At 72.0% G+C, this 26,013-nt stretch carries 23 protein-coding genes; 12 read left to right on the top strand and 11 right to left on the bottom strand.

From position 1 onward, the window contains the following. The first annotated feature begins 26 nt into the window (after positions 1–26). The 4 genes from lspA to ACU6P3_RS07835 all read left to right on the top strand — a co-directional run bounded on the left by lspA (position 27) and on the right by ACU6P3_RS07835 (position 4,214). Complete coding sequence (gene lspA / locus ACU6P3_RS07850; protein ID WP_447196493.1) at positions 27–722, top strand: signal peptidase II; 696 nt, start codon at positions 27–29, stop codon at positions 720–722. Positions 723–849: 127 nt separating this feature from the next. Next, positions 850–1,791: an RluA family pseudouridine synthase gene (locus ACU6P3_RS07845; RefSeq protein ID WP_447196492.1), complete on the top strand. Its 942-nt coding sequence runs from the start codon at positions 850–852 to the stop codon at positions 1,789–1,791. Continuing rightward, the gene (locus ACU6P3_RS07840; protein ID WP_447196491.1) at positions 1,788–2,330 is read left to right on the top strand and encodes a GNAT family N-acetyltransferase; all 543 of its coding nucleotides are present in this window, start codon (positions 1,788–1,790) and stop codon (positions 2,328–2,330) included. The genes ACU6P3_RS07845 and ACU6P3_RS07840 overlap by 4 nt, the downstream gene beginning before the upstream one ends. A gap of 297 nt (positions 2,331–2,627) precedes the next feature. Then, positions 2,628–4,214 carry a Na+/H+ antiporter gene (locus ACU6P3_RS07835; protein ID WP_447196490.1) on the top strand — a complete coding sequence of 529 codons (1,587 nt, stop codon included), beginning with the start codon at positions 2,628–2,630 and terminating at the stop codon, positions 4,212–4,214. Positions 4,215–4,270: 56 nt separating this feature from the next. Here the strand turns inward: ACU6P3_RS07835 and ACU6P3_RS07830 are convergent, their stop codons facing one another. Next, on the bottom strand, positions 4,271–5,380 hold the full coding sequence (locus ACU6P3_RS07830) for a mechanosensitive ion channel family protein (RefSeq protein WP_447196489.1): 1,110 nt from the start codon (positions 5,378–5,380) through the stop codon (positions 4,271–4,273). 165 nt (positions 5,381–5,545) lie between these two features. Between ACU6P3_RS07830 and ACU6P3_RS07825 the strand changes: the two genes are divergently transcribed. Next, complete coding sequence (locus tag ACU6P3_RS07825; protein WP_447196488.1) at positions 5,546–6,115, top strand: dienelactone hydrolase family protein; 570 nt, start codon at positions 5,546–5,548, stop codon at positions 6,113–6,115. On the opposite strand, the gene ACU6P3_RS07820 is transcribed toward ACU6P3_RS07825, so the two are convergent. The 5 genes from ACU6P3_RS07820 to ACU6P3_RS07800 all read right to left on the bottom strand — a co-directional run bounded on the left by ACU6P3_RS07820 (position 6,030) and on the right by ACU6P3_RS07800 (position 9,980). Continuing rightward, a complete protein-coding gene (locus tag ACU6P3_RS07820; RefSeq protein ID WP_447197802.1) occupies positions 6,030–6,428 on the bottom strand; it encodes a protein kinase domain-containing protein in 399 nt (132 codons plus the stop codon). The two genes, ACU6P3_RS07825 and ACU6P3_RS07820, sit on opposite strands and share 86 nt — an antisense overlap. Further along, positions 6,389–6,700, bottom strand: coding sequence for a protein kinase family protein (locus tag ACU6P3_RS07815; protein WP_447196487.1), 312 nt, complete (start codon positions 6,698–6,700; stop codon positions 6,389–6,391). The genes ACU6P3_RS07820 and ACU6P3_RS07815 overlap by 40 nt, the downstream gene beginning before the upstream one ends. 206 nt (positions 6,701–6,906) lie before the next feature. Continuing rightward, positions 6,907–7,722: a thioredoxin domain-containing protein gene (locus ACU6P3_RS07810; protein WP_447196486.1), complete on the bottom strand. Its 816-nt coding sequence runs from the start codon at positions 7,720–7,722 to the stop codon at positions 6,907–6,909. 126 nt (positions 7,723–7,848) lie between these two features. Next, complete coding sequence (locus ACU6P3_RS07805; protein WP_447196485.1) at positions 7,849–8,538, bottom strand: hypothetical protein; 690 nt, start codon at positions 8,536–8,538, stop codon at positions 7,849–7,851. Positions 8,539–8,639: 101 nt separating this feature from the next. Next, entirely contained in the window at positions 8,640–9,980 is a 1,341-nt protein-coding gene (locus ACU6P3_RS07800) for a DUF2252 domain-containing protein (RefSeq protein WP_447196484.1), read from the bottom strand. Between the two features lie 407 nt (positions 9,981–10,387). Between ACU6P3_RS07800 and dnaE the strand changes: the two genes are divergently transcribed. Further along, positions 10,388–13,930: a DNA polymerase III subunit alpha gene (gene dnaE, locus ACU6P3_RS07795; RefSeq protein WP_447196483.1), complete on the top strand. Its 3,543-nt coding sequence runs from the start codon at positions 10,388–10,390 to the stop codon at positions 13,928–13,930. Positions 13,931–14,068: 138 nt separating this feature from the next. Here dnaE and ACU6P3_RS07790 read toward each other — a convergent pair whose 3' ends face one another. After that, on the bottom strand, positions 14,069–14,248 hold the full coding sequence (locus ACU6P3_RS07790; RefSeq protein WP_030745733.1) for a hypothetical protein: 180 nt from the start codon (positions 14,246–14,248) through the stop codon (positions 14,069–14,071). A gap of 251 nt (positions 14,249–14,499) precedes the next feature. Here ACU6P3_RS07790 and ACU6P3_RS07785 point away from each other — a divergent pair, with 251 nt between their 5' ends. From ACU6P3_RS07785 to ACU6P3_RS07770, 4 genes are all read left to right on the top strand, one after another. Next, positions 14,500–15,879 carry an NYN domain-containing protein gene (locus tag ACU6P3_RS07785; RefSeq protein WP_447196482.1) on the top strand — a complete coding sequence of 460 codons (1,380 nt, stop codon included), beginning with the start codon at positions 14,500–14,502 and terminating at the stop codon, positions 15,877–15,879. Positions 15,880–16,045: 166 nt separating this feature from the next. After that, complete coding sequence (locus ACU6P3_RS07780) at positions 16,046–17,026, top strand: ABC transporter ATP-binding protein (protein WP_447196481.1); 981 nt, start codon at positions 16,046–16,048, stop codon at positions 17,024–17,026. Between the two features lie 142 nt (positions 17,027–17,168). Beyond that, positions 17,169–18,008 (top strand): ABC transporter permease, encoded by an 840-nt coding sequence (locus tag ACU6P3_RS07775; RefSeq protein ID WP_447196480.1) that lies wholly within the window; start codon positions 17,169–17,171, stop codon positions 18,006–18,008. Between the two features lie 34 nt (positions 18,009–18,042). After that, on the top strand, positions 18,043–18,705 hold the full coding sequence (locus tag ACU6P3_RS07770) for a DUF2567 domain-containing protein (protein ID WP_447196479.1): 663 nt from the start codon (positions 18,043–18,045) through the stop codon (positions 18,703–18,705). Between the two features lie 54 nt (positions 18,706–18,759). Here the strand turns inward: ACU6P3_RS07770 and ybaK are convergent, their stop codons facing one another. From ybaK to ACU6P3_RS07750, 4 genes are all read right to left on the bottom strand, one after another. After that, positions 18,760–19,275 carry a Cys-tRNA(Pro) deacylase gene (gene ybaK / locus ACU6P3_RS07765; protein WP_447196478.1) on the bottom strand — a complete coding sequence of 172 codons (516 nt, stop codon included), beginning with the start codon at positions 19,273–19,275 and terminating at the stop codon, positions 18,760–18,762. Positions 19,276–19,368: 93 nt separating this feature from the next. Beyond that, positions 19,369–20,109 carry an LON peptidase substrate-binding domain-containing protein gene (locus ACU6P3_RS07760; RefSeq protein ID WP_447196477.1) on the bottom strand — a complete coding sequence of 247 codons (741 nt, stop codon included), beginning with the start codon at positions 20,107–20,109 and terminating at the stop codon, positions 19,369–19,371. A 5-nt stretch (positions 20,110–20,114) separates the two neighbouring features. After that, a complete protein-coding gene (locus tag ACU6P3_RS07755; RefSeq protein ID WP_447196476.1) occupies positions 20,115–21,143 on the bottom strand; it encodes a hypothetical protein in 1,029 nt (342 codons plus the stop codon). Positions 21,144–21,409: 266 nt separating this feature from the next. Next, the gene (locus tag ACU6P3_RS07750; protein WP_447196475.1) at positions 21,410–23,185 is read right to left on the bottom strand and encodes an oxidoreductase; all 1,776 of its coding nucleotides are present in this window, start codon (positions 23,183–23,185) and stop codon (positions 21,410–21,412) included. Positions 23,186–23,513: 328 nt separating this feature from the next. Here ACU6P3_RS07750 and hisD point away from each other — a divergent pair, with 328 nt between their 5' ends. Then, a complete protein-coding gene (gene hisD / locus ACU6P3_RS07745) occupies positions 23,514–24,836 on the top strand; it encodes a histidinol dehydrogenase (RefSeq protein WP_447196474.1) in 1,323 nt (440 codons plus the stop codon). A gap of 74 nt (positions 24,837–24,910) precedes the next feature. Next, positions 24,911–26,008 (top strand): histidinol-phosphate transaminase, encoded by a 1,098-nt coding sequence (locus ACU6P3_RS07740; protein ID WP_030745704.1) that lies wholly within the window; start codon positions 24,911–24,913, stop codon positions 26,006–26,008. Positions 26,009–26,013 lie beyond the last annotated feature (5 nt).

The following is a 26,013-nucleotide window of genomic DNA, read 5'->3' as shown; positions in this document are numbered from 1 at the left end:
ACAGGTGCCTAGGTTGAGGGACTCAGGTGGCAGAGGCGGAGCGCGTTATCGGTACGCCCGACGTGGACGGTGAGGCCGCGGGGGCCGCCGGCCGGCCGGAGCGGCGGAAGGAAGCGGACCGGCCCGCGGAGCAGGGCCGGCCGGCCGAACCGGACCGTTCGGCGGAGCCGGAGGTACGGGAGCGCGCGGCCGAGGAGCCGGACGGGCGGGCCGGGGAACAGGAGGCGCCGACGAAGGGGAAGCGCCGGATCCTCGCCCTCTTCGTCGTCGCGGTGATCGCCTACCTGCTGGACCTCGGCAGCAAGATGCTCGTCGTGGAGAAGCTGGAGCACCACCCGCCGATCCAGGTGATCGGTGACCTGCTTCGGTTCGAGGCGATCCGCAATCCGGGCGCGGCCTTCGGTATGGGCGAGGCGTACACGGTCGTCTTCACCGTGATCGCGGCGACCGTGGTGCTTGTGATCATCCGGCTGGCCCGCAAGCTCTACAGCCTGCCCTGGGCGCTCGCGCTCGGCCTGCTGCTGGGCGGCGCGCTGGGCAACCTCACCGACCGGATCTTCCGCTCGCCGGGGGTGTTCCGGGGCGCCGTCGTGGACTTCATCGCGCCCGCGCACTTCGCGGTCTTCAACCTCGCGGACTCCGCGGTCGTGTGCGGCGGCATCCTGATCGTGCTGCTGTCGTTCCGGGGCCTGGACCCCGACGGGACCGTCCACAAGGACTGACCGGGGCGGCCCCGGCACCGGCCGCCGGGACCGTGCCGGCTCCCCCGGGCGGTCCGGGACCGTCCGGGGGAGCCGGATCATCGGGGAGCCGGATCGTCGGGGGAGGCGGACAAGGCATACTCGACGGGTGAGCTTTCCGGAGATCAGAACCCTGCCCGTGCCCGACGGCCTGGAGGGCGAGCGTGTCGACGCCGCCATAGCCCGGATGTTCGGGTTCTCCCGTACGAAGGCGGCGGAGCTGGCCGCCTCCGGGAAGGTCCAGGTCGACGGCTCCGTCGTCGGGAAGTCGGAGCGCGTGAACGGCGGCGCCTGGCTGGAGGTGGAGATGCCCGGCGCGGCCCCGCCCGTCCAGATCGTCGCCGAGCCCGTCGAGGGCATGGAGATCGTGCACGACGACGACGACATCGTCGTGATCGTCAAGCCCGTCGGAGTGGCCGCGCACCCGAGCCCCGGCTGGACCGGTACGACGGTGATCGGCGGCCTCGCCGCGGCCGGCTACCGCATCTCGACCTCCGGGGCGTCCGAACGCCAGGGCATCGTGCACCGGCTCGACGTCGGCACCTCGGGGCTGATGGTCGTCGCCAAGTCGGAGCGGGCGTACACCCTGCTCAAGGCGCAGTTCCGGGACCGGGTCGTCGACAAGCGCTACCACGCGCTGGTGCAGGGGCACCCGGATCCGATGAGCGGCACGATCGACGCGCCCATCGGCCGCCACCCGAACCACGACTACAAGTGGGCCGTCACCGCCGACGGAAAGCCGTCGGTCACGCACTACGACCTGATCGAGGCGTTCCGGTCGGCGTCGCTGCTGGACATCAAGCTGGAGACGGGCCGTACGCACCAGATCCGGGTGCACATGTCCGCCCACCGGCACCCGTGCGTCGGCGACCTGACGTACGGCGCCGACCCGACCCTGGCCAAGAGGCTCGGCGTGACCCGGCAGTGGCTGCACGCGGTGCGGCTGGGCTTCGAGCACCCGGCGGACGGGCGCTGGGTGGAGTTCGCCAGTTCCTACCCCGACGATCTCCAGGGGGCACTGGACCGGGTCCGGGCGGAGAGCAGCGCGTGAGCGCCGCGACGGCGGACGGGGGCGGAAGCGGGGTCGCGCCCGGTGCCGGGCCCGTACAGCAGACCTCCGGTGCCGGGCTCGGTCACACGGTACGGGTCGCCGTCGGCCCGGCGGACCTCGAGGCGTGCTTCGCGGTCCGCAAGGAGGTCTTCGTCGTCGAGCAGGGCGTCGCCGAGGATCTGGAGTACGACGGCCGCGACGGCGACGCCGTCCATGTGCTGGCCGTCCGCGCCGACGGACAGCCGCTGGGCACCGGGCGGCTGCTGTACGGGCCCGGCGCCGCCGACCGGACCGGCGGGGACCCGGCGGTCGGCTCGCTGGGTCGGCTCGCCGTCACGGCGGCGGCCCGGGGGCTCGGTATCGGTGCGGCGCTGGTGCGGGCGGTCGAGGAGGCGGCCCGCGGGCGCGGGCTCGCGGCGGTGGACCTGCACGCGCAGTCGCACGCGCTGGGCTTCTACGAGCGGCTGGGGTACGTGGCGTACGGACCGGAGTTCCTCGACGCGGACATGCCGCACCGGGCGATGCGCCGGGAGCTTTGACTTCCGTTCCCCGGGCTTTCGCGTACTCGGCGTACTTCGCGTACGCGGCGCGCTCCGGGGGTCTCCGCGTTCCGCTTTTCCGTCGCTCACCGCCTTGACCTGATTCCCGGCACCCCCTGCCCGGTTCCGGGTGCGGCGCATGACAGGCTTGACGGCTGGAGGCGCCGACTCCCCGCGGTTCCCTGTGATCCTCCGTGATCTGCCGCGGACACCGGAAGCGGGTTCCGGAAACCTGGGTACCCGGACCGGGGACCGGCGCTCGCCGGCACCGAGACCCCGAGCACCGGAGGGCGCCCCGTGGACCAGTTGGCACTGCTCGTCGTGCTGCTGCTGGGAGCCCTGCTGACGGTTCCCCTCGGGGACCGGCTGGGGCTGCCCTCGCCGGTGCTGATGACGCTCCTGGGGATCGTCCTGGCCCTGCTGCCGTTCGTGCCGAACGTGCAGGTACCGCCGGAATTCATCCTTCCGCTGCTGCTGCCGCCCCTGCTCTACGCGGCCGTGCAACGCACGTCCTGGCGGCAGTTCACGGCCAACGTCAGACCGATCTTCCTGCTCGCGGTCGCGCTCGTGTTCGTGACCACGGCCGCCGTCGCGGCCGTGGCCAACACCATGGTGCCGGGCCTGCCGATCGCCGCCGCGGTCGCGCTCGGCGCGCTCGTCGCACCACCCGATCCGGTCGCCGCGACCGCGGTCGCCGGCGCCCTCGGACTGCCCCGGCGGCTGGTCTCGATCCTGGAGGGCGAGGGGCTGTTCAACGACGTCACCGCGATCGTCCTCTACCACGTGGCGATCGCCGCGGTCGTCAGCGGCACGTTCTCGTGGCCCGGCGCGGTCGGCTCGCTCGTGCTCTCGGCGGTGGTGGCCGTGGCGGTGGGGCTGGCGCTCGGCTGGCTCTCCAACAAGCTGATGTCGCTGCTCGGGGACGCCACGCTCCAGGTCGGCCTCTCGCTGCTCGTACCGTTCGTCGCTTACGTGCTGGCCGAGGAGCTGCACGGTTCCGGCGTCCTCGCCGTCCTGACCACCGCGCTCTTCCTCGCCACGCACACGGCGGACGCCGACGACGTGATGGGGCGCCTGGCCGGGAACTCCTTCTGGCAGGTGGTCGACACGCTCGTGACGGGCGTCGCGTTCGGACTGATCGGACTGGAGCTGCACAACGCCTTCGGCGCGGCGGACGGCCGCGCCCACGAGATGCTGGGCTGGGGCGCCGCGGTGGTCGGCGTCGTCGTGCTCGTACGGCTGCTGTGGTTGCTGCCCGCGACCTGGCTGGCCAAGCGGATGCACAAGCTCCGCGACTACGCCGAGGACATCCCGACGAGCTGGCGAGAGACGGTCGTCATGTGGTGGGCCGGGATGCGCGGGGTGGCCTCGGTCGCCCTGGCGCTGGCGATCCCGCTGGAGACCGACGCCGGCAAGCCGTTCCCCGGCCGGGAAGAGATCATCTTCATCGCGTTCTCGGTGATCATGGCCACCCTGGTCGTCCAGGGGCTCACCCTGCCCTGGCTGGTCCGCAAGCTCGGCGTACGGGCGGACACGAACGCCGAGCGCGAGCTGGAGCACGCGCTCGCGGTCCGCGCGGCCAAGGCGGCCAAGAACCGGCTCAAGCAGATCGAGGAGGTCGAGGACCTGCCCGAGGACATCAGCGAGCGGCTGCTGCGCGGTGCGGTGGACATCGGGCTCAGGATCAGTCCCGACCTGGCCGACGACGAACGGCGCGAGTGGGTCGCCAAGCGGGTGAGCCGGGTGAAGGCCGTCCAGCGCATCCAGCGCGAGATGATGTCCGCCGCGCGCCACGAGGTGCTCTCGGCCCGCAACGAGCCCGGGGCGGATCCCGAGGTGGTGGACCGCGTGCTGCGCCAGCTGGACGTACGCAGCATGCACTGACGCCGTAGACCGCGCGAGCACGGCGTCCGGGGAAGCGCCCGGCCGCCCCGTTTCGTTCAGCCGCGGCCCGTGCGCGGCGTGCCGGTGTCCTCCTCGGCCACCGGCGTGGGCAGCCGGCCCTGCGGGGGGACCTTCGCGGCCGGTGCCGTCGAGATCCGCGGCAGGGCGTACGGATGGTGCTCGGTCAGCCAGGCCAGCATCTGCTCCCGTACCGCGCAGCGCGCCGTCCAGATGTCGTCCGCGTCCTTCGCCGTGACCACCGCGCGCACCTCCATCGTGCTCGGCGTGCTGTCCGTGACCGCCAGGCTCCAGTCCCTGCCGTCCCAGGCCGCGCACTCCAGCAGGATCTGGTGGAGCTTCTCGCGCATCAGCGGCACCGGCGCGGAGTGGTCCAGGTGGAAGAAGACCGTGCCGGTCATCTGGGCCCCGCCGCGCGACCAGTTCTCGAACGGCTTGCTCGTGAAGTACGACACCGGCATCGTGATGCGGCGCTCGTCCCAGGTGCGTACGGCGAGGAAGGTGAGCGTGACCTCTTCGACCGTGCCCCACTCGCCGTCCACCACCACCGTGTCGCCGATGCGCACCATGTCCCCGAACGCGATCTGGAACCCCGCGAAGAGGTTGCCGAGGGTGGACTGCGCGGCGACACCGGCCACGATGCCGATGATGCCCGCGGAGGCGAGCATCGAGGTCCCGACGGAGCGCAGATCGGGGAAGGTCAGCAGGATCGCGGCGATGGCCACCACCGCGACGACGGCCGTGATGATCCGCATGATCAGCGTGACCTGGGTACGGACCCGGCGCAGCCGGGCCGGGTCACGGGTCGAGGACGCGTACCGGGCGTACGTCGACTCCACCGCCGCGGACACGATCCGTACGACCAGCCAGGCACCCGCGCCGATGAGCACCAACGACAGTCCCTGGCCGATCACGGCCCGGTTCTGTTCGACGAGGTCCCAGCGGACGGCCCGGTAGGAGCCGCGCAGCAGTGCCGTGCCCAGCACCACCTGCAGCGGCAGTCGGCAGCGGCGCAGCAGTCCCCACAGCGGGGTCTCCGGGTGGCGCGCGTCCACGCGGGTGAGCAGCTTGTCCGCGATCCAGCCGAGCGCCACGGTGAGCAGGATCGAGCCACCGAGCACGGTCAGCGGGCGCAGAAGATTTTCCATGGCTCCTCGGTCGGTTCGTGCCGGTGCCGTTCGGTCCGGTCCGGTTCGGTCTGACTCCCGTGCGGTTCGGTCGGTCAGGTTCGGTCAGGGCAGGTGGGTTCGGGCCCGGTTCAGGCCGGTGCGGGCGGCACCGGCCGGGTGGGCGTGGCCTGGCAGGATGACGGGATGGACATCATGCTCTTCCACTCCGTCTACGGCCTTCGCCCCGCTGTGCACGAGGCGGCCGACCGGCTGCGGGCCGCCGGCCACGACGTGCGCGTGCCCGACCTCTACGAGGGACAAACAGCGGAGACGGTCGAGGAGGGCAGGGAGCTCAAGGACCGGATCGGCAAGGAGGAGTTGCTGCGGCGCGCGATCCTGGCCGCCGCGCCGTACTCGGAACGCGGTCTCGTGTACGCGGGTTTCTCGCTCGGCGGGTCGGTCGCCCAGACCCTGGCGCTCGGGGACGAGAAGGCGCGCGGGCTGCTGCTGTTGCACGGTACGTCCGACATCGCGGAGAACGCGTCCGTCGACGAGCTGCCCGTGCAGCTGCACGTGGCCGATCCGGACGCGTTCGAGCCGCACGACTGGCTGACGGCCTGGTACCTGCGGATGCGGCAGGCCGGGGCCGACGTGGAGGTCTTCCGCTACCCGGGCGCCGGGCACCTCTTCACCGACCCGGAGCTGCCGGACTACGACGAGGACGCCGCCGAGGCGACCTGGCGCACGGCGCTCGGCTTCCTCGACTCGCTCTGACGGCCGAGGCCCGACCTGACGGCTCGGGTCCCGTCCTGGCCGGCAGAGGGGCCGGCCTGGGGTTCGGGGCCCTGGGGTTCGGGACCCGACCGGGCCCCGGTCGGACGGGCTCGTCCAGGACGGCGGCCAGTGTGGCCAGTGCCGTGGCGCGGCGCAGCGGGCCGGCGCCCTCCACGCGCACGTACAGCACCACCCCGAGCGACCACAGGTCGGAGGCGGGATCGTCGTCGCGCCCCCGGATCCGTTCCGGCGCGATGTAATCGGGGGAGCCGATCAGGTCGCCGGTCCGGGTGAGCGAGGACGAGTCGGGCAGGGCGGCGATGCCGAAGTCCGTGAGGACCGCGCTGCCGTCGGTACGGGGCGTGACGTCGCGGGGCTCCAGGGGCCCCGGGCGAGCCGGCTCTGGAGCGACTCGCCGCGCAGCAGCTCCATGACGAGCCAGGGAAACGTGCCCTCGTCGACGATGTGGTGGATCGTCACCACATGCGGGTGGCTGAGCCGTGCCAGGGCACGGGCCTCGCGCGGCACCCGTTCGCGCGGGACGCGCGCGACCGGTACGCCCCGCCCGGGATCATGACGCGTCACGGCCGGACGGGCGGGGCGAAACGGGCGTACGGCGAGGACAAGGACCCTAAGAGGTCGCGCGACAGGTGGGGTGGAGGAAGGAGCGGGTCGAGGGGCAAGTCCGGCAAGGCGGAGGAGGGAGGCGACGCGGAGCGTCGTGGACCGACGACAACGCCGCCGGGCGCCGCCCATCGGCACGCGACGCCGCCCCACCCATCGCGCGACCTCTAAGCCTTCAGCGCCTTGTCGACGGCGGCGTTGAACTGCTCCACCGTCATGGGCGGGCTGTCGCTGCCCTCGGCGGTGAGCTTCTGGCCGTTCATCCTCAGCGTCGGCGTGCCCCCGGCACCGCTCTTGTCGAAGACGGCCGACATCTTCATCGCCCAGGCGTCGTACGTGCCCTGCTCGACGTCCTTCTGGAACGCCTTGTTGCCCTTGAGCTCGTTCACCGAGTCGGCGACCTGGATCAGATAGCTGTCCTTGGCGAACTTGTCGTCCTGCTCCTCCGGGTGGAAGTTCTTCGAGTAGAGCGCGGCCTTGTACTCCAGGAACGCCTCCGGGCTCACATTGAGCGCGGCGCCCAGCGCGGACAGGGCGTTCTTCGAGCCCTCCCCGTTGTCGGAGTTGTCGATGAAGGTCGCGCCGATGAACTTGACCTTGAACTTGCCGGCGTCGAGGTCGTTCTGGAGGGTCTTGCCGACCGACTGCTCGAAGCTCGCGCAGACCGGGCAGCGGGGGTCCTCGTACAACTCCAGGGTCTTCTTGGCGCTCGCCTTGCCGAGGACCACGGTCGTGCCGTCCGTGCCCTCGGTGTTCTTCGGGGCGACGACGTTCTTCTCCTCCTTCACCGCCTCCCAGTGCGAGGGCTTGTTGGCCTGGACGACCGCGTAGCCGACGCCGCCGGCTATCGCGAGGACGACGACGGCCGAGCCCGCGACGACCAGCTGCCGGCGGATCCTGTCCTTCTTCGCCTGCCGCTCGCGCTCCTGGCGCAGGCGCTCACGGGCGGCGGACTTGTTGGCCTGCTTGTTCCGTGCGCTCATGGTGGTTCACTCCGTGTGATGGCATGGCTCCGCCGACGCGGGCCGTGTGGGGTCCGGGGCCGGACGCGGGATCCGGCGTGGACGGGGGACGCGGGGACAGCGCCCTGCTCGGTACGGGCTTCCTGCTCAGTACGAGCCGAGCGCGGCGGGCGGCGGCCCCCGCCGTCCCACGGAGTGCACGAAGAAGGCGGTACGGGCCGGGCGCGGCCGGGACGCCGGGCGGGCCCCGCGCCGTACGGCCCCGCGGATGGTGCCCGTGACGGCGGCGACCGCGAGGAGCAGCGGCCGGAACGCGGACGTGGCCGCGGCCCGTACCAGCCCGGCCAGCGCGGACTCGCCGTGGCGCAGCCAGAGGGCGGCGGCCAGCCCGATCGAGACGTGTGCCGCCAGCAGCAGCCAGGGCAGGGCCGGGTCGGCGGAGTTCAGCACGGTGGCCGCCGGGCCGTCGGCGGGGGCCACCCCCGGCAGCGGCGTACCGAACCGGCCCCCGCCGCACAGCACGTCGAGGCCGACCGCTCGCAGGGATCCCGTGACGGGGCCGCCGGAGGGGCCGTAACAGACCCGCTGGCCGCTGGTGAAGACTGTGTCGGCGGCCAGCTCCAGCGGGACGACCAGGGCGGCGATGCGCCAGAAGCCCCGCTCGCGCCCCGCCGCCGCGTAGGCGACCAGGAACACCGCCGCGCTGATCGCGGCGACGACGGGCAGCGGCAGCGGGGCCCGGGAGAGGAACACGTGGGAGCCGGCGGACAGCGTCACGACCAGTGCCGTGAAGAGTGCTGCCCGCGCCGCTCTGAGTCGCGTTCCGGATATGCCCATCGCCGCCGAGTGTGCCATGACCGGGGGTAAGCGGTCCTTAAAAGGTCATACGAAAACGGTCATACGACAAGATGCCGCATGGCCCCGCCCAGGGGAGGCCGTCAGCCGAGCCGTCCGTTGCGGAAGAGGTCCACGAAGATCTGGTGATCGGCGCGGGCGCGCGCCCCGTAGGAATGGGCGAAGTCCACCAGCAGACCGCCGAAACCGTCCTCGTCGGCGGCTATGGCGGCGTCGATGGCGCGCTCCGTGGAGAACGGCACCAGGGAGTGGCCGCTCTCGTCGTCCGCGGACGCGTGCATGGTGGCCGTGGCCCTGCCGAGGTCGGCGACCACCGCCGAGATCTCCTCCGGGTCGTCCAGGTCCGACCAGTCCAGGTCCACCGCGTACGGGGAGACCTCCGCCACCAGCTGGCCCGCGCCGTCCAGCTCGGTCCAGCCGAGCCAGGGGTCGGCGTGCGCCTGGAGCGCCCGCTGCGAGATCACCGTGCGGTGACCCTCGTGCTGGAAGTAGTCGCGGACCGCGCCGTCGGTGGTGTGCCGGGAGACCGCCGGGGTCTGCGCCTGCTTCATGTAGATCACCACGTCGTTCTCCAGGGCGTCGCTGTTGCCCTCCAGGAGGATGTTGTACGAGGGCAGGCCCGCCGAGCCGATGCCGACCCCGCGCCGGCCCACGACGTCCTTCACACGGTAGGAGTCCGGGCGGTGCAGGCTGGACTCGGGGAGCGTCTCCAGATAGCCGTCGAAAGCGGCGAGGATCTTGTACCGGGTGGCCGCGTCCAGCTCGACGGAGCCGCCGCCGGCCGCGAACCGGCGCTCGTACTCCCGTATCTCGGTCATCGAGTCCAGCAGCCCGAAGCGGGTGCGCGAGCGCGCGGAACGCAGCGCGTCCAGCAGCGGCCCCGTCGCCGTGTCCAGGGTGAAGGGCGGCACCTCGTCGTTCTTGGCGCCGGCGGCCAGGGCGTGGATCCGCTCCCGGTAGGCGCCCGCGCAGATCTCCACCAGGGCGGTGATCTGGTCGTCGCTGAGCGCCTTCGTGTAGCCGACCAGGGCGAGGGAGGCGGCGAGGCGCTTCAGGTCCCAGGTGAACGGGCCCACGTACGCCTCGTCGAAGTCGTTGACGTTGAAGATCAGCCGGCCGTTGGCGTCCATGTACGTACCGAAGTTCTCGGCGTGCAGATCGCCGTGGATCCACACCCGGCCGGTGCGCTCGTCGAGGAACGGACCGGTGTCCCCCGTGGCGGCGCGCTCGCGCTCCAGGTCGTAGTAGAACAGGCAGGCCGTGCCCCGGTAGAAGGCGAACGCGGAGGCGGCCATCTTCCTGAATTTCACCCGGAAGGCTGCCGGATCGGCGGCCAGCAGCTCACCGAAGGCGGTGTCGAAGACGGCGAGGATCTCCTCGCCGCGCTGCTCGTCAGCTGCTCCTACAGGTCGCGGGACCGACATCGCTGGGTGCCTCCTGGTGCATGACAATGGGATCGGATTCTCGCGGACGGAGCCCAGGCCCCTCCCAGTGGGGCCAACGCCCGAAGTGGCCCGCGAGTGCCCGCCGCCCGGCTTCCGCGGGCCCTGGAGGTCGCGCCTCTTATCACGGTCCGCGCGGGCCGTCCCACCGGCGCCCTCCGGCGGCCCGGTCGTCGGTGTCAGGTCGTAGACTTCGACGCTGTCCCCCCAGTGCTCCCCGGACCGTCCGCGGAGCCGGAGCCCGGGTTCCGGCCAGGGGATCCGCCCGTACAACCGCCTGCTCAACCGCCTGTTCCGCCACCCGCCCGTTTGTCCCACCGCCTGACGGGCTCCGTGCCCGACGGGTCGTCCGACCGTTCGTGCCAGCCGTTCCACTGGAGGCCCCCGCCGTGACCAAGCCGCCGTTCACGCACCTGCACGTGCACACCCAGTACTCGCTCCTGGACGGTGCCGCGCGGCTGAAGGACATGTTCGACGCGTGCAACGAGATGGGCATGACGCACATCGCCATGACCGATCACGGCAACCTGCACGGCGCGTACGACTTCTTCCACTCGGCGAAGAAGGCGAACGTGACGCCGATCATCGGGATCGAGGCGTACGTGGCGCCGGAGTCGCGGCGCCTGAAGCGGAAGGTGCAGTGGGGCCAGCCGCACCAGAAGCGGGACGACGTCTCCGGTTCGGGTGGTTACACGCACAAGACGATCTGGGCGGCGAACAAGACCGGGCTGCACAATCTCTTCCGGCTCTCCTCCGACGCGTACGCGGAGGGCTGGCTCCAGAAGTGGCCCCGGATGGACAAGGAGACGCTGGCGAAGTGGTCGGAGGGGCTGATCGCCTCCACCGGCTGCCCCTCGGGCGAGCTGCAGACCCGGCTGCGGCTGGGCCAGTACGACGAGGCGTTGAAGGCGGCCTCCGAATACCAGGACATCTTCGGCAAGGACCGTTATTTCCTGGAGCTGATGGACCACGGGATCGAGATCGAGCGGCGGGTGCGCGACGGGCTGCTGGACATCGGCCGCAAGCTCGGCATCCCGCCGCTGGTGACGAACGACTCGCACTACACGTACGCGCACGAGGCGACGGCGCACGATGCGCTGCTCTGCATTCAGACGGGAAAGAACCTGTCCGATCCCGACCGGTTCCGGTTCGACGGGACGGGTTATTACCTGAAGTCGACCGATGAGATGTACGCGATCGACTCCTCGGACGCCTGGCAGCAGGGGTGCGCGAACACGCTCCTGGTGGCCGAGCAGATCGACGACAGCGGCATGTTCGAAAAGCGCGACCTGATGCCGAAGTTCGACGTGCCGGATGGGTTCACCGAGACGACCTGGTTCCGCGAGGAGACCATGCGCGGCATGGCCCGCCGGTTCCCGAACGGGATTCCGGAGGACCGGCTCAAGCAGGTCGAGTACGAGATGGGCATCATCATCGAGATGGGGTTCCCGGCGTACTTCCTCGTGGTCGCCGACTTCATCATGTGGGCGAAGAACAACGGGATCGCGGTCGGCCCCGGGCGTGGTTCGGCGGCCGGTTCGATCGTGGCGTACGCGATGGGGATCACCGACCTCGACCCGATCGAACACGGGCTGATCTTCGAGCGGTTCCTGAATCCCGAGCGCATCTCCATGCCCGACGTCGACATCGACTTCGACGAGCGCAGGCGCGGTGAGGTCATCCGGTACGTGACCGAGAAGTACGGCGCCGACAAGGTCGCCATGATCGGCACGTACGGCAAGATCAAGGCGAAGAACGCCATCAAGGACTCCGCCCGCGTGCTGGGGTACCCGTACGCGATGGGCGACCGGCTGACCAAGGCCATGCCCGCCGACGTCCTGGGCAAGGGCATCGACCTCAACGGCATCACCGACCCCAAGCACCCGCGCTACTCCGAGGCCGGCGAGATCCGGTCGATGTACGAGAACGAGCCGGACGTGAAGAAGGTCATCGACACCGCGAAGGGTGTGGAGGGCCTGGTCCGGCAGATGGGTGTGCACGCGGCCGGCGTGATCATGTCCAGCGAGACCATCACCGACCACGTCCCGGTCTGGGTCCGGCACACCGACGGGGTGACGATCACGCAGTGGGACTACCCCAGCTGCGAGTCGCTCGGCCTGCTGAAGATGGACTTCCTGGGCCTGCGCAACCTCACCATCATGGACGACGCCGTCAAGATGGTGAAGTCCAACAAGGGCGTCGAACTCGACCTGCTGTCGATCCCCCTGGACGATCCCAAGACGTACGACCTGCTCTGCCGCGGCGACACGCTCGGCGTCTTCCAGTTCGACGGCGGGCCCATGCGGTCGCTGCTGCGGCTGATGAAGCCCGACAACTTCGAGGACATCTCCGCCGTCTCGGCCCTGTACCGGCCGGGCCCGATGGGCATGAACTCGCACACGAACTACGCGCTGCGCAAGAACGGCCAGCAGGAGATCACCCCGATCCACCCGGAGCTGGAGGAGCCCCTCAAGGAGGTCCTCGGCCTCACTCACGGCCTGATCGTGTACCAGGAGCAGGTGCAGAAGGCCGCCCAGATCATCGCCGGTTACTCCCTCGGCGAAGCCGACATCCTGCGCCGGGTGATGGGCAAGAAGAAGCCCGAGGAACTGGCGAAGAACTTCGTCCTGTTCCAGGAGGGCGCGAAGAAGAAGGGATTCTCGGACGAGGCCATCCAGGCCCTCTGGGACGTGCTGGTCCCGTTCGCCGGGTACGCGTTCAACAAGGCGCACTCCTCCGCGTACGGACTGGTCACCTACTGGACCGCGTACCTGAAGGCGAACTACCCGGCCGAGTACATGGCGGCGCTGCTGACGTCGGTGAAGGACGACAAGGACAAGTCGGCCGTCTACCTGAACGAGTGCCGGCGCATGGGCATCAAGGTGCTGCCGCCCAACGTCAACGAGTCGCAGCCGAACTTCGCCGCACAGGGTGACGACGTGATCCTGTTCGGTCTCACGGCGGTCCGGAACGTGGGGCAGAACGTGGTGGACTCGATCATCCGCTGCCGAAAGGCGAAGGGGAAGTACGCGAACTTCCCGGACTTCCTCGACAAGGTCGAGGCGGTCGTCTGCAACAAGCGGACGATCGAGTCCCTGATCAAGGCCGGCGCCTTCGACGAGATGGGCCACACCCGCAAGGGCCTGGTCGCCCACCACGAGCCGATGATCGACAACGTGGTGCAGGTCAAGCGCAAGGAGGCCGAGGGGCAGTTCGACCTGTTCGGCGGCATGGGCGACGACACGGGAGCGGACGAGCCGGGCTTCGGGCTCGACGTGCAGTTCTCCGACGTCGAGTGGGACAAGGCCTATCTGCTGGCGCAGGAGAGGGAGATGCTCGGCCTGTACGTGTCCGACCATCCGCTCTTCGGCCTGGAACACGTCCTGTCGGACAAGGCCGACGCGGCGATCGCGCAGCTCACCGGCGGTGAGCACGCGGACGGTGCGGTGGTGACCGTCGGCGGCATCATCTCCGGCCTCCAGCGCAAGATGACCAAGCAGGGCAACGCCTGGGCCATCGCCACGGTCGAGGACCTCGCCGGTTCCATCGAGTGCATGTTCTTCCCCGCCACCTATCAGCTCGTCTCCACCCAGCTCGTCGAGGACACCGTCGTCTTCGTCAAGGGCCGCCTCGACAAGCGCGAGGACATCCCCCGCCTCGTCGCCATGGAACTGTCCGTCCCCGACCTGTCGTCCGCCGGCAGCAACGCACCCGTCACGATCACCATCCCCACGGTCAAGGTCACCCCGCCGATGGTCAGCAGGCTCGGCGAGATCCTCAGCCACCACCGGGGCAACTCCGAGGTCCGGATCAAGCTTCAGGGCGCCAGGAAGACCACGGTGCTCAGGCTCGACCGGCACCGGGTGCAGCCCGACCCCGCGCTCTTCGGCGATCTGAAGGTGCTGCTGGGCCCCAGCTGTCTCGCGGGATAGCAGGGGACGGTGCCGGCGGTCGCGGCAACGGCACGGGCGACCGAGGGAACGGCGCGGAGGGGCGCGCCCGGCAACGGGTGGGCGCGCCCCTCTTCCCCTTCGTGTACTCGCTGTGTCTCCCGGCTCGCGGCCCCGCCGTCAGTTGTGGCCGAAACGCCGCCGGCGCCCCTTGCGCTCCACATCCGCGGGTGTGATGTTCGTCAGCCGCTCCTCGGCCCGTTCCTCCGTCGACGAGGACTTCGGGCTCCCGCCCGTCCGTTCCGACGTCGACCGGTGGTGCTGTTTACCGCCGCGATCCCGGTTCTTGTTCTTGGCCATGGTGGCGCCTCCTGCGATGAGTGGGGACCAGGCCGGGTACAGCGTCACACAGGCGGGTAGTCCCCGCATTGTGGATCATTGCCGTCCGTAGCGGCGCCTCGCGGGGGTTGTCGTCGGTGACGGGCGTGAGACATGCGCCACGCCGATGATCGAGTTCCGGACGTCAAGCCTCTTGCCGTCGGGCAGACTCGAAGGAAACCCCTCGTGACTTCCGAACTACCACCTCCCGATTTCGAGGTTCCCGAAAGAAGGTGGAACGCGTGGACCGCTGCGTCGTCCTGGTGGACGCCGGATATCTGCTGGGCGCCGCCGCGAGTCTCCTCGCGGGAGAGCCGGCCCGGTCCCGGATCACCGTCGACCACACCGCCCTGATCCAGGGCCTGCGCGAGCGCGCCGAGGCCGACACCGAACGGCCGCTGCTCCGCATCTACTGGTTCGACGGCGCGCCCGACCGGGTTCCCCAGCCCGAACACCGCCGATTGCGGGTGATGTCCCGCGTCACCGTACGGCTGGGAGCCCTCACCCGGAGCGACGGGCGCTGGGCGCAGAAGGGCGTCGACGCCGCGATGCACGCCGAACTCACCGAACTGGCCCGGAACCGCGCCTGCTCGGACGTGGTGCTGGTGACCGGGGACGGCGATCTGCTGCCCGGCCTGATGTCCGCCAAGGAACACGGCGTGGCCGTGCACCTGTGGGCCGTCCAGGCCGCCGACGGTGACTACAACCAGTCCGAGGACCTGGTCGCCGAGGCCGACGAGCGGCGGGTGCTCGACCGCGCGTGGATCACCAAGGCGGTACGGGCGAAGGATCCGGCCGGTGTCTGCGCGCCACCGCCCGTGCCGCGCCCGGAGATCGCGGCGATCCTCTCGGCACCGCTGCCGGAGTCGGCACTGGCGGCGTCCGCGGAACGGGTCGCCGAGGCGCGGGCGCAGGCGGCGCGGGGCGGCGCGGAGGCGCGGGCCGGGTCGGACGGACAGGGCACGGGGGGCAACGGCGCGGTCACCGGGCAGGGCGCCACGGCCCCGGGCATGTCGGCCGCTCCCGGGGCGCCGGGGCCGGCCGGGCGCAACGGCACGGTCCAGCAGCCCCTCGCCGAGCACGGCGGGGACGGCCCGGCGGTGACGTCCGGCGGCCGGGGCGTGCCCACGCCCAAGGACCTGGCGGGACTACGGGGCCCCGCGGTCCCGCAGCCGCCGCAGTCCCCGGCGCCCACGGGCGCCACCCTGCGCTGGTCCTCCGACAAGGGCTGGGTCGAACGGCCCGGAAGCGGTCCCGCGGGAGAGCCGCCCGACACGGCGTCCCTGCCGACCCTGGCCCAGCTCACCAGCGCGGAACAGCGCTGGGCCGACCGGGAGGAGGACATCACCACGGTCGGGGGCGACCCGTTCGAGGTCGGCCAGGTCTTCGCCCGCCGGTGGATGGAGCGGCTGACGGACGCGAGCCAGGTGCAGAAGCTCTCCGCGCTCTACCCGCGGGTGCCGCACCGCATCGACGGGGAACTCCTGCGGTACGCGGCGCGGTTCGGACTGCTGGCCCACAAGGACGACCAGATCGACGAGCACGACAGGTACGCGATCAGGGCCGGGTTCTGGCGGGAGATCGACGTACGGGCCGCGGCGGACGTGCCGTAGGGGCCGTGGGAGGCACCGGGACGGCCGTCGGGTGCAGGGCCTTGATCACCCGGTACTCGCGCGGCACGACGCGGGCCCGCGCGGTCTGCCGCGCCACGCCGCGGACGGGCCCGCATCCGCACCCCGGGCCGTCCGGTCCCGACGGGAGGCCGTATGGTCGGTCATCGTGAGAACGGTCTGCGTGGTGCGCGATTTGGTCAAGACGTACCCCGCCGCGCGCGGCCGGCGCGGTACTCCCGCGACCCCCGCCGTGCGGGCCACTGACGGGGTCTGTCTCGATGTCGGGCGCGGTGAGATCTTCGGTCTGCTCGGGCCGAACGGGGCCGGCAAGTCCACCCTCGTACGCCAGCTCACCGGCCTGATGCGGCCCGACTCCGGCACCGTCGACATGCTCGGCCACGACCTCGTGCGCCACCCCGAGCGCGCCGCCCGGCTCATCGGCTACCTCGGGCAGGAGTCCGCCGCACTCGACGAGCTGACCGTCGCGCTCGCCGCCGAGACCACCGGCCGGCTGCGCGGGCTCGGCGCACGGCGGGCGCGTGCCGAGCGGGACGCGGTGCTCGGGGAGCTGGGGCTCACCGAACTCGCCGGGCGCCCGCTCAAGAAGCTCTCCGGGGGCCAGCGCCGACTGGCCTGTTTCGCCGCCGCACTGGTCGGCGAGCGGTCCGTACTCGTCCTGGACGAGCCCACCACCGGCATGGACCCCGTCGCCCGGCGCGCGGTCTGGGCCGCGGTGGACCGGCGGCGGGCCGAGAGCGGCACGACCGTTCTGCTCGTCACCCACAACGTCATCGAGGCCGAGACCGTCCTGGACCGCGTCGCCGTGCTGGAGCGCGGCCGGGTGATCGCCTGCGACACGCCCGCCGGCCTCAAGGAGCGGGTGGCGGGCGAGGTCCGGGTCGAGCTGGTGTGGCGGGAGCGGGCCCCGCTGGACGTCCCGGAGGTCGCCGCGCTGCGCGCGTCGGCGCAGGAGTCCGGGCGGCGCTGGGTCCTGCGGCTCGCCCCGGACGAGGCGCGCGCCGCCGTCGCCGCGGTGACCGGCGGAGCGGCGTTCGCCGCCCTGGACGACTTCACCCTGGCCACGCCCAGCCTGGAGGACGTCTACCTGGCGCTCGGCGGGCGCGCGAACGGGCTGGTGAAGGCATGAGTACGGGAGGGGGCCACGGGGCCCGGAGCGTACCGGGCCGCCCGGCCCGGCAGGGGGCCATGACAAGGTGGAGGACCGCGGCGGCCCGCGCGCCCCGCGCCCGCCCGTCCGACACGTACGCAGCGAACAGGAGCAGCGCCAGGTGAGCATCGTGCCCGTGGAGGCCGTGGCCGGGAAGCCCGGGACCGCGGCGGACGGCCCGGCCCGGCGGACGGCCGACGGCGATCCCGCCCCCCTCGCGCCCCGCGCCCGGCTGCTGCCCTCGCTCGCCGCCGTCTACCGCGCCCAGTTGTCGCGGGCCCGGGTCGCCCGGATCCCGCTGCTCTTCGTGGCGACGTTCCAGTCCGTCGGGATCATGGTGCTGATGCGCGGCGTGGTCGACGGCGGCGACGAGGCCCGCGCGGTGGTCGCCGGGTCGAGCGTGCTGGTCGTGGCGTTCGTGGCACTGAACCTCCTCGCCCAGTACTTCGGCCAGCTACGGGCCGGCGGCGGCCTGGACCACTACGCCACCCTGCCGGTGCCGCCCGCCGCCGTGGTGCTCGGCGCGGCCGGGGCGTACGCCTCCTTCACCGTGCCCGGCACCGCCGTGACCGCCGTGACCGGCAGCGTGCTCTTCCAACTGCCGCTCGGTCACCTGTGGGTACTGGCCGCGGTCATCCCGCTCTCGGGCGCGGCACTGGCCGGCCTGGGCGCCGCCCTCGGCCTCCTCGCGCCCCGCCAGGAACTGGCGACGCTGCTGGGCCAGCTCGGCATGTCCGCCGCGCTCCTGCTGGGCGTGCTGCCGGCGGACCGGCTGCCGGGCCCGGTGACCTACGCGCGCGACCTGCTGCCCTCCACGTACGGCGTGGAGGCCCTCGCCCGTACGTTCGACAAGCACCCCGACTGGTCGGCCGTCGCGCTCGATCTCGGCGTGTGCGCGGTCGTCGGTGTCGTGTCCCTGGCCGTGGCGACCTGGGCGTACCGGCGGGCAGCGGTCCGATGAGGCACCACCCGGCGGGGCCTGGCACGATGTCGGGGTGACCGCACCTCTGACGCCACCCCACCAACCCCGGCACGACGGCCCGTGGCAGACGCCGCCGGGCGGTGCCACGCCCTGTCCCGTCACGGAGACCGGGGACGAGGGCCCCGACCTGAGGACGGAGGTGCTCCAGGCCGCCGTGGTGCTGGTGGCCGTCACGCTCCTGGGACTGCTGCTCGGCGCGCTCTGGCTGTGGCTCGCCCCGAAGGTCCCGCTGGTCTCGGACAGCACGGCGGTCTTCCTCAAGGACACGGAGGGCGAGGAGGCGATCGCCGCCGACGGAATCTTCGCCCTGCTGGCCCTCGGCTTCGGCGTGGTGAGCGGAGCGCTGGTCTTCGTCCTCCGCCGGCACGGCGGTATCCCGCTGGTGCTGGCCCTGGCGCTGGGCGGGCTGCTGGGCGCGGTACTGGCCTGGCAGTTCGGCAGCCGCCTCGGCCCCACACCGGACGTGCTGGCCCACGCGCAGGAGGCGGGCAAGGGGGTCACCTTCGACGCCCCGCTGGAACTGAACGCGAAGGGGGCGCTGCTGTCGTGGCCGTTGGCGGCGATGGTGGTCCACCTGGCGCTGACGGCCGTGTTCGGCCCGAAGGACCCGGAACCGGAATGGACCGCACCGCCGCCCCCCGCCCCCCAGCCCGAGAACCCGCCCCACCCCGGCTGACGTACGCCCCGGGTTCCCGATGAGCCCCGACCGCCCACGTCCGCCGGCCGACCCTCAAACGGCACGCCCCTCCCGGCCGATCGGCGCCACCACCGCCGATGTGAGCCCCGTCAGGTCCTTCGGGGACAGCTCCACCTCCAGCCCCCGCCGCCCCGCCGAGACGCAGACCGTCTCGTACGCCTCGGCCGACGAGTCCACCACCGTCCGCAGCCGCTTGCGCTGGCCCAACGGGGAGATCCCGCCCCGCACATAGCCCGTCGTACGCTCCGCCGCCGCCGGGTCCGCCATCGTCGCGCGTTTGCCGCCGACCGCCGAGGCGAGCGCCTTGAGGTCCAGTGAACCGGCGACCGGGACGACCGCCACGGTCAGTTCGCCGTCGACGTCCGCGACGAGCGTCTTGAAGACCCGTTCCGGGGAGACGCCCAGCGCCTCGGCCGCCTCTTCGCCGTAGGAAGCGGACGCCGGATCGTGCTCGTACGCGTGCAGGGTGAACGCCGCACTGGCCGCGGTCAGCGCGACCGTGGCCGGTGTTCCCCCGGACTGCTGCTGCTTCTTCGGCTTCTTCGCCACGTCGCCCGTTCCCTCGTACGCGTCGTTCTTCTCGCTCGGCCTCGGCCCGGCCTCGGCCCGGCCATCGCCCGGTCATCCCCGTGGTCTTCGCGCTCAGTTCGGATTGGTCGGAGCCTTGGTCAGCTCGACGGCCGGCAGCGAGGGCAGGTGACGGATCACCGCGGTCTCCGCGCGCAGCAGCCTCAGTTCCGCGCGCAGCCGCGTCGCGACGTCCGCCGCCTCCAGCAGCCGCTGCTTGGACGGGACGTCGAGCACGGCGGCGGCGGCGACCAGATACGACACCACGGAGGGCTCCGCGGGCAGCTCGTCGCTCATGGACAGCGATCGCTCGCGGGCTCCGGCCAGACGCTTCTGGTAGGAGCGGAACGCGCGCAGCACGCCTTCCGCGAGCGGTTCCGCGCCCTCGCCCAGTTCCTCCGGGAGCTCCTCGACCTCGCCGGTCAGATAGGGGCCGCTCGCGTCCACGGAGAGCAGCCGCACCCGGGTCGTTCCCGTGGCCATCACCTCGAAGGTGCCGTCCGGGCGTTCGTGGATCGTCGCCGCGTCGGCGACACAGCCCACCGGGTGGAACGCTTCGAGCGGTTCCGCGCCGAAGCCGGCGGTCGGTCCGGCCTCGGGCGCGGTCGTTCCGTCGGGCATGCCGGGGGCCGTCGGCGCGACCTCGTGGCCGTCGCGGATGGCGACCACGGCGAAGCGGCGCGGTTCGGATTCGTCCGTCTTGAGCAGTTCGCGCATCATGGCGCGGTACCGCTCCTCGAAGACGTTCAGCGGAAGGACGAGGCCCGGGAACAGAACCGTCTTGAGCGGGAAGAGAGGGAGGCGAGCGGTGGTCACAGCGGTCAAGCGTAGTGGCCGTGGGGCCGTCTCCGGCCGTCCCGGTTCCACAGAGGCGTCTGAGAGGCCACCTCGATCCGTGTGCCGTCCCGGGTCGCGAGGAACCGGCCGAGCGGATCCTCGTGCAGATGGTTCCACGGGAACGACGTCGCGTACGGGCCGATCAGCCGGAACTGTTCCAGCGCCTCGTTCCATCGGTTCCGTTCGATCAGGACGTACGCCAGCAGGTTGCGCACCTCGGCCGGCCACGGATCGCCCGCCTCGTACCCGGCGGACACCTCGACGGCGAGGTCCGCGGCGGCGTCGATGCGTTCCGCCTGCACGGAGGTGGGCTCGCCGCTCTGCAACTGGTTGAAGGCGGCCCGCGCCGGCAGCGCCCGGATCAGCGAACCGGGCAACGCGTCGTACGCCGCCTGTTCGGCGAAGTCGAAGCACTCGCGGTGCGAGCCGTACCACTCGGCGGAGAGGTACTGGAGGGCGGACACATGGCAGCCGTAGTGGTGTGAGGAGCGCTGTACGGCCTGCGCCCACAGGGACTCGAACGCCGAGTGGGAGGCGTGCGTGCCGCGCGCGTGGTCGAGTGCCACGCGCCAGGGCACCGGGTCACGGGGCGCCTTGTCGGCCGCCGCGTCGATCAGCGGGCCGGTCTCCCGCAGGCGCTCCGCGCGGGCCGGTGACTCCCAGGCGCGCCGTACGGCCAGCTCGGCCCGTACGAGCAGCGCGTCCGGGTCCCGCGGCGCGGCCCGCAGCCAGGCCACGAGCCAGGCGTCGCGGCTGTGCGCGAAGGCGGCGAGACGGCGTACGCAGCGGTCGCGGTCCTCCCACTCGGCGGACTCGCGCGTGGTGGCGAGCAGCTTGGCGGCCTGGTCGTACTCGCCGTACGCGGCGGAGACGAGCGCGGGTGCGAGGCGCTCGTCGGGGGCGTCGAGCAGCACGGCGTCGTCCGGCGGCAGCCCGGCCGCGAGCTGGGGGGTGTGCCGGATCATGCGGGCGGTGCTGATCAGGGCACGCAGCAGAGACATGGTGCGGACCATTGAAAAGGGCGGGGGGCCGCGGCGCCACAGAATGTCTGTGAAGTTTTGATATCGGCGGAAAGGTTGTCCTGGTCCGGGTCAAGGCGAGGCAAAATCCGCGGTGGCGGCCGGAAGGGGCCGGAAGGAGGGGAAGGGGCCGGGAGGGGACGCGAGGGCGGAAACCCGGGCGGAACCCGCGCAGGGTCCCGCCCCGGCGCGCCCGCGCGTCAGCTCCTGGACGGGCCGCACGAGCTGCGGACATCCTCCGCTCCCGCGGGCCCCGCGCGTCAGCTCCTGCGCAGCAGTCGTGTCGCCCCCGTCGCCACCGTCGTCGCCAGGATCCAGCCCAGCAGCACCAGCATCGCCGCTCCCCACTGCCAGCCGCCCCGCAGCAGCCAGTAGCCGTCCTGGCCCAGGTTGATCACCGGGACCAGCAGGTCCAGGGAGAACAGGGCCGGGTTCCACTCCGGGTGCTCCTCTCCTCTGATGGCCTCGGGGGTGTGCCGGGAGAAGGCGACCGTGCTCGCGCCCCACAGCACCGCCATCCACAGGGCCGCCCGGCCCGGGCGGTAGCCGTAGGCGACCGTCCAGTCCTGGAGGTAGCCCCAGAGCTTGGCGGCCAGCGGGAGTGTCTCCCGGCGGCGCCGCTGCTTGGCGAGGAGTACCTCGCGCGCGTCCGCGTCCTCGCCGCTGTTGCGCAGGACCTGGGCGAGGCGTTCGTACGGCTCCGGCGAGTACTCGGGCGTCGCCGCGGCGACCCACTCCAGGCGCCGGAGCAGGGGGAAGTGGCCGAAAGGAACCAGGTTCTCGTACACGAAGCCGCCCATCCCCAGGCCGCCGGGCGCGGGCCAGCTGGTCGACATGTCGACCAGGGTGACGATCTTGGCGCCACTGAGCACGACCCGGCCCTCCTCCACCCGCTCGCAGGTGAAGCGCAGCTCGGGGGTGACGATCCGGCGCAGTGACAGTTCTTCCTCCGGGTCCAGGACGAAGCGTGCCTTGTCCAGGTCGACCGCGTCCCCGAACCGGCCGTCGTCCAGCCGAACCCCGCCCCGGCACTCGAAGTGCTGGAGCCGGGTGCCATAAGGGGACGCGGCACCGGAGCCGACTCCGGGGCCCGGGCCCGAGCCGGGGCCCGATCCCGAGCCGGTCCCGGGCCCGAGGCCGGTACCCGGACCATGGCCTGCGCCCGGACCACGTCCGCGGTCCTGACCCCGGTCGGGAGTGTGGCGGCGGTCGTGAGGGAGGGCGGGTCCGGGGCCGGTGCCCATACCGAGGCCGACGCCGTACGGGGGAGTGGCCCAGGGCCGGCCGGTCTGCTCGCTCACCCACGTGCCCGTCAGGTAGAGCGAGCGCTCGACGGTCAGCTGCGGGGCGTTCAGAGCCCATTTGCCCTGGGCCGCGCGCAGCCGGCTGCCGCGCAGGCTCAGCGAGACGCCGATCTTGGCGCCGCGCAGGCTGAGCTCGCCGTAGGTCTCGATCTGATCGGCCTGGAGGTCCTGCGCGACGGTCATCCCGTCGGCCGTGATCGCCCGGCCCAGCCGGTCCGGGTGCACCTCGATCTGGCTGATCAGCAGATCCGTGCCGATCTGCGCGTCGGTGAGCCGGATACCCCGTTCGACCCGGCAGCGCGGGAGGTGCAGGTCGCCCTCCGTGTGCAGCCGGGCCGCCTCCAGCCGGGGCAGCGCGCAGCCGGCGATGCGCAGGGTCGTGAAACGCGACTCGGGCAGTACCACTTCGTTCTCGAAGCGGCATTCGTTCAGCTCGACGTACGGGGCGACCGTGCCGCCCGCGAGGTTGAGCGTGCCGGTGATCTGTACACCGCGCAGCTTGAGTGCCGCGACCCGGCCGGGCAGCGCCGCCGGGCCGCTCAGCAGGAGCAGCGCCACCACCCGGGCGCGCACACTGCGCTCCGTGCCCCAAGGGCGGGCCGAGAAGGGGTCGTCCAGCAAGGGGTCCGAGGTGCTCAGGTCGTACGTGCTGCCGTTGCGGAACGACTGCCACATGCCGAGTTCCGCCGCGCTGAGCCAGTCGGGAGATTCGTCGTTCTGCGGCTCGGTCACCGCCGGGCCTCCGCTTCCCCGTATGCGCACAAAAGTGCACAAATGCGTGCCTTTGTTTGGTTGAAGTGCTCTGGTCGAGTCGAGCTGGTCCGGGTCGAGGTCGAGAGTGCTTGTCCGCTTGTGAGCGTTGTCAGCGTTGTCAGCGTTGCCAGGGGGCCGTCCGAGCCGGCGACGGTGGTCATACCGCCTGGCCACGAGTGGTCCTTACCAGCGTTGTGCCCGCTGAGTGACCCGCTGAACGCTAGTGGTGAAGAGTGATGCCCGGGACATGTATCAGCCAGTGATACGCGGGCCCGGGGCCCTGAGCCGGTCTGCGAGAATTGGCACCGTGATCTCACGAATCGATCTGCGTGGCGACGCCCTCCCCGAGGGTGCCGCCCTGCGCGACCTGCTGCCCCGAGCCGATTTCGACGTGGAAGCCGCCCTGGAGAAGGTCCGGCCGATCTGCGAGGACATCCACCATCGGGGCACGACGGCGCTGATCGAGTACGCGGAGAAGTTCGACGGGGTGCGGCTGGAACGGATCCGGGTGCCCGCGCGCGCCCTCGCCGACGCCCTCGACGGGCTCGACCCGGCCGTGCGGGCCGCCCTGGAGGAGTCGATCCGCCGGGCCCGGCTCGTCCACCGCGCGCAGCGCCGCGCCGAGCACACCACCCAGGTCGTGCCGGGCGGCACGGTCACCGAGAAGTGGGTGCCGGTCGAGCGCGTCGGGCTGTACGCGCCCGGCGGCCGGTCCGTCTACCCCTCGTCCGTGATCATGAACGCGGTGCCGGCGCAGGAGGCGGGCGTCGGGTCCATCGCCCTGGCCTCGCCGGCCCAGGCCGAGTCCGGCGGCCTCCCGCACCCCACGATCCTCGCCGCGTGCGCGCTGCTGGGGATCGACGAGGTGTACGCGGCGGGCGGGGCCACCGCCGTCGCGATGTTCGCGTACGGCACCGAGGAGTGCCCGCCCGCGAACATGGTCACCGGCCCGGGCAACATCTGGGTCGCCGCCGCCAAGCGCTACTTCACCGGCCGGATCGGCATCGACACCGAGGCCGGCCCCACCGAGATCGCGATCCTGGCCGACGACACCGCCGACCCGGTGCACGTCGCCGCCGACCTGATCAGCCAGGCCGAGCACGACCCGCTGGCCGCCGCCGTCCTGGTGACGGACTCGGCGGAGCTGGCCGCGGCGGTCGAGAAGGAACTCCAGCCGCAGGTCGCCGCGACCCGGCACATCGAGGACCGGGTGGTCCCCGCGCTCTCCGGCCGGCAGTCGGCCATCGTCCTGGTCGACTCGCTGGAGGACGGTCTTCGGGTGGTCGACGCGTACGGGGCCGAGCACCTGGAGATCCAGACCGCCGACGCCGCCGCGCTGGCCGCGCGGGTGCGCAACGCGGGCGCGATCTTCGTCGGCCCGTACGCCCCGGTCTCGCTCGGCGACTACTGCGCCGGGTCCAACCACGTCCTGCCGACCGGCGGCTGCGCGTGCCACTCCTCGGGCCTGTCCGTCCAGTCGTTCCTGCGCGGCATCCACATCGTGGACTACGACAGGGACGCGCTCGCCGAGGTCGCCCACCACGTGGTGACCCTCGCCGAGGCGGAGGACCTGCCCGCGCACGGTGCGGCGCTCAAGGCGCGTTTCGGATGGCAGGTGCCCGGCACGTGAGCACCGACCCCTCCCGCGGATCCTCCGGCACCGGCCCCTCCCGCCGACACGACCCCTCCCCGGCTTCCCCCGGTATCGACGACCTGCCCGTACGGGACGAGCTGCGCGGCAAGTCCCCGTACGGCGCCCCCCAGCTCGACGTCCCCGTCCAGCTCAACACCAACGAGAACCCGTACCCGCTGCCCGAGCCGCTCGTCGAGCGCATCGCCGAGCGGGTCCGCGAGGCCGCCCGGGGGCTCAACCGCTACCCGGACCGGGACGCGGTCGAGCTGCGCACGGCCCTGGCCGCGTACCTCGGCCGGACCGGCGGCCACCCGCTGACCGCGGCGAACGTCTGGGCGGCCAACGGATCCAACGAGGTCATCCAGCAGCTCCTCCAGACCTTCGGCGGCCCCGGCCGCACGGCGATCGGCTTCGAGCCCTCGTACTCGATGCACGGCCTGATCGCCCGGGGCACCGGCACCGGCTGGCTCTCCGGCCCGCGCAACGAGGACTTCACGATCGACCGGGCGGCGGCCGTCGCCGCGATCGCCGAGCACCGGCCCGACGTCGTCTTCATCACCTCCCCCAACAACCCCACGGGCACGGCCGTGGACGCGGACACCGTCCTCGCCCTGTACGAGGCCGCGCAGGCGGCCCGGCCGTCACTGGTCGTGGTGGACGAGGCGTACGTCGAGTTCAGCCACCGTCCCTCCCTGCTCCCGTTGATCGAGGGCCGCCCGCACCTGGTCGTGTCCCGCACGATGTCCAAGGCGTTCGGCGCGGCCGGTCTCCGCCTCGGCTACCTGGCCGCGCACCCCGCCGTGGTCGACGCCGTCCAGCTGGTGCGCCTGCCGTACCACCTGTCGGCCGTCACCCAGGCCACCGCGCTCGCCGCGCTGGAACACACCGATACGCTGCTCGGGTACGTCGAGCAGCTCAAGGCCGAGCGGGACCGGCTGGTCGCCGAGTTGCGCGCCACCGGTTACGAGGTGACCGAGTCGGACGCGAACTTCGTGCAGTTCGGCCGCTTCGAGGACGCCCACGAGGCGTGGCGGCGGATCCTCGACCGGGGGGTCCTCATCCGTGACAACGGCGTACCGGGCTGGCTGCGGGTCACCGCGGGCACCCCGTCCGAGAACGACGCGTTCCTCGACGCGGTACGTGACTTGAAGAAGGAGCAGCGCGCATGAACCGC

Source organism: Streptomyces hebeiensis (assembly GCF_052983195.1).
Note: the sequence above shows the minus strand (reverse complement) of the source record. Positions and strands in the feature narration are given on the sequence as shown.

What these genes read in the sequence shown, in the direction of transcription:
- ACU6P3_RS07830 (WP_447196489.1), bottom strand. Translation starts at nt 5,380, where the DNA reads ATGGAAAATCTTCTGCGCCCGCTGACCGTGCTCGGTGGCTCGATCCTG.
- ACU6P3_RS07825 (WP_447196488.1), top strand. Translation starts at nt 5,546, where the DNA reads ATGGACATCATGCTCTTCCACTCCGTCTACGGCCTTCGCCCCGCTGTG.
- ACU6P3_RS07810 (WP_447196486.1), bottom strand. Translation starts at nt 7,722, where the DNA reads ATGAGCGCACGGAACAAGCAGGCCAACAAGTCCGCCGCCCGTGAGCGC.
- ACU6P3_RS07805 (WP_447196485.1), bottom strand. Translation starts at nt 8,538, where the DNA reads ATGGGCATATCCGGAACGCGACTCAGAGCGGCGCGGGCAGCACTCTTC.
- ACU6P3_RS07800 (WP_447196484.1), bottom strand. Translation starts at nt 9,980, where the DNA reads ATGTCGGTCCCGCGACCTGTAGGAGCAGCTGACGAGCAGCGCGGCGAG.
- ACU6P3_RS07790 (WP_030745733.1), bottom strand. Translation starts at nt 14,248, where the DNA reads ATGGCCAAGAACAAGAACCGGGATCGCGGCGGTAAACAGCACCACCGG.
- ACU6P3_RS07755 (WP_447196476.1), bottom strand. Translation starts at nt 21,143, where the DNA reads ATGGTCCGCACCATGTCTCTGCTGCGTGCCCTGATCAGCACCGCCCGC.